Raw genomic sequence first — 2,826 nt, forward strand, 5'->3', positions numbered from 1 at the left:
CCGATCATCCTTTATATTTGCAGTGGCTAGAGAAGTTTATTTCTCAGGCAGATATTCTCACTACCCACAATCAATTTTTACAACAACGTTTTGGCGGAATTCAAATTCCTAATGGCAAAGATACAGACTTATTTGACCCGACAAAGTATAATTCTCAAGATAGCAAAATCAAGTATGGTTTAGCAGATCATAAAATTTTAATGTTTCCTGGCGCGCCAAGACCCTACAAGGGGGTAGAGGATGTTTTAATCGCTTTGGAACAATTAAATCGCCCAGATATTAGATTAGCTATTGTTGGAGGTAGCCCCTATGATGACTACGATCGCCAATTACAGGAAAATTATGGCAAGTGGATGATTAAATTACCCCGCTCTCCTATACATCAAATGCCAGAAATTGTTGCTGCTGCTGATGTTATAGTTGTACCACAAAGAGATAGTTCGGCTGCTAAAGCTCAGTTTCCTTTGAAGTTAACAGATGGTATGGCAATGGCAAAACCAATTCTCGCTACTACTGTAGGAGACATTCCTCAAATTTTGGCGGATACTGGTTATTTAGTTGCACCGAACAATTCTAAAGCGATCGCTGAAGCTATAGAATTAATTTTTCATGATTTTGCTCAAGCTCAAGCGAAAGGTGTTTCTGCTCGTCAACGATGTCTTGAAAACTATAGTATTGATACTATGAAAAAAATCATTCAGCCTTTAATTGCTCAAGTTTAATTCGCTAACTCCTTAATATATTTGGTTAATATGTCATCTAATCAATTTCTCTGGAAAATTGCCAAAGAAAAGCCGGCATTTGTTGTTATAACTTTATTTTTAACCCTTAGTAGTGCAATTTTTAATGGGATAGGAACGGCTCTTTTAATTCCTATTTTAGTGGTTTTTTTAAGTGACGGAGAAGATTACAGCTTACCAGAAAATCCTCCTTTTTTACATAAAATATTTTCTATTTTTGATTTTTTTGATGGGCCACAAAAGCTAATGATTATGTTAGCAAGTGTTGTTGTTATTATTATTCTCAAAAACGTCACTAATTATTTAACTCTAATTATAGGCAATTATCATACCAAATATCTTGTCAATAAGATGAGATTAGATGGTTTTGATATGTTATTAAAAGTCGGATTTGATTTTTATGCAAAAAATAAAGTCGGCGATATTACAATTCAAATTAATCGAGAAATAGAAAGGACAGCCATCGTAATTAGAAGTGGTATTAAAATTATTATTATTGCCACAACAATTTTAACTTTTGTCTATTTTTTATTAGTAATTTCTTGGCAATTGACCGTTATTTCTACTGCTTTGTTATCTACGATTGCCTTTGGTAATCAGTCATTTGTCAAGATGTCTAGAAAGTATGGTAGATTACTTTCTGAGCAATCACGATACTACTCTAGAAAATCTTTTGAAATAGTTACAGGTATTCGCTTAATCAAGTTAACTGCCAACGAAGACGCAGAATATCAAAAAATAAAGTATTTTATTGACGAAAGAGAAAAAATACAGCTAAAAAGCATGAGTCTTAGTGGTTTAATTGGGCCTCTAAATGAAATTTCAGGAATAATTATAATCTTAGCTTTGATTGTTATCTGTCGTTATTTCTTTACTCCTAGTATTCGTGATTTTGCTCCTACCTTATTAACTTATTTAGTTATTTTATTTCGTTTATTACCTTTTATTGGTCAATTGAACACTGCTAGAACTCAATTTGCGAATAATTATCCTAGTGCAGAAATAGTTACCAATTTTTTAAATCGTCAGGATAAACCATTTTTACCATCAGGAGAATTGGAATTTAGAGGATTACGAAATGCGATCAAATTTGAAAATGTTAGTTTTGCTTATCCTGGTTACGATAGTTGGGTTCTAGATGGCGTTGATATTGTAATTCCTAAAGGAAAAACTGTGGCATTAGTAGGTTCTTCTGGTGCGGGAAAATCTACTATTGCCGATCTTGTTCCCAGATTTTATGACCCCAATCGAGGCAGAATTACTATTGATGGTATTGCTCTTTCAGAATTTAACCTCAAAAGTTTTAGAAAAGAAATGGGAGTAGTTAGCCAAGATACCTTTATGTTTAATAGTACTGTTCGTTATAACATTGCTTATGGTTTAGAAGACAAAACAGAAGAAGATATAATTAATGCTATCAAACAAGCCAACGCTTATGATTTTATTCAAAACTTACCTCAAGGTTTAGACACAGAAATTGGTGAACGGGGTGTTATGTTGTCTGGAGGACAAAGACAAAGGATTGCGATCGCTCGCGCTCTGTTACGTAATCCTCAAATTCTCATTCTTGATGAAGCTACCAGTGCTTTAGATACAGTTTCAGAAAGGTTGGTTCAAGAAGCACTAGAAAAATTATGCCACGATCGCACCACATTAGTGATAGCTCACCGCTTATCTACAGTACAAAAAGCCGATCGAATTGTCGTGTTAGAGAAAGGAAAAGTCATCGAAGCAGGTACTCACAGAGAATTATTAACCAAAGGTGGTGCTTATTGTCGTTTGTATAATATGCAATTTGATAAAAACGATCAGTATTGGCAGAATCATGATGTCAACGCTCTTTCCCATCAAATGAGAACTAATTTAAACTCTTTGATCGGACATTTACAGTTAGCTAAAGAAGGAATTATTGGTGATACAGAAGAAAAATATCGTATTTTAAAAGAGTCTTATTCTTCAGCAAAAGATATGATTGAAGCGTTAGAGCAATATGAAGCCGAACACAATAATTTTAATTTCTAATTGTTCTTATTATTCGCCAATTGAATCGCGATTCTAGCAATGAGCAAAAACTATATTTTTTTCA

At 33.7% G+C, this 2,826-nt stretch carries 2 protein-coding genes; both read left to right on the plus strand.

Annotation, left to right across the window (positions count from 1 at the left end; all coding sequences use genetic code 11):
• A partial coding sequence (locus H1P_RS16390) for a glycosyltransferase family 4 protein (protein WP_144869230.1) occupies nucleotides 1-722 on the plus strand: 722 nt, incomplete at its 5' end.
• Between the two features lie 30 nt (nucleotides 723-752).
• Complete coding sequence (locus H1P_RS16395) at nucleotides 753-2,762, plus strand: ATP-binding cassette domain-containing protein (RefSeq protein ID WP_144869234.1); 2,010 nt, start codon at nucleotides 753-755, stop codon at nucleotides 2,760-2,762.
• Nucleotides 2,763-2,826 lie beyond the last annotated feature (64 nt).

Source organism: Hyella patelloides LEGE 07179 (assembly GCF_900659865.1).
GTDB classification, from domain to species: Bacteria; Cyanobacteriota; Cyanobacteriia; order Cyanobacteriales; family Xenococcaceae; genus Hyella; species Hyella patelloides.

Coding starts and splice junctions, on each gene's coding strand:
- H1P_RS16395 (WP_144869234.1), top strand. CDS start 753: ATGTCATCTAATCAATTTCTCTGGAAAATTGCCAAAGAAAAGCCGGCA.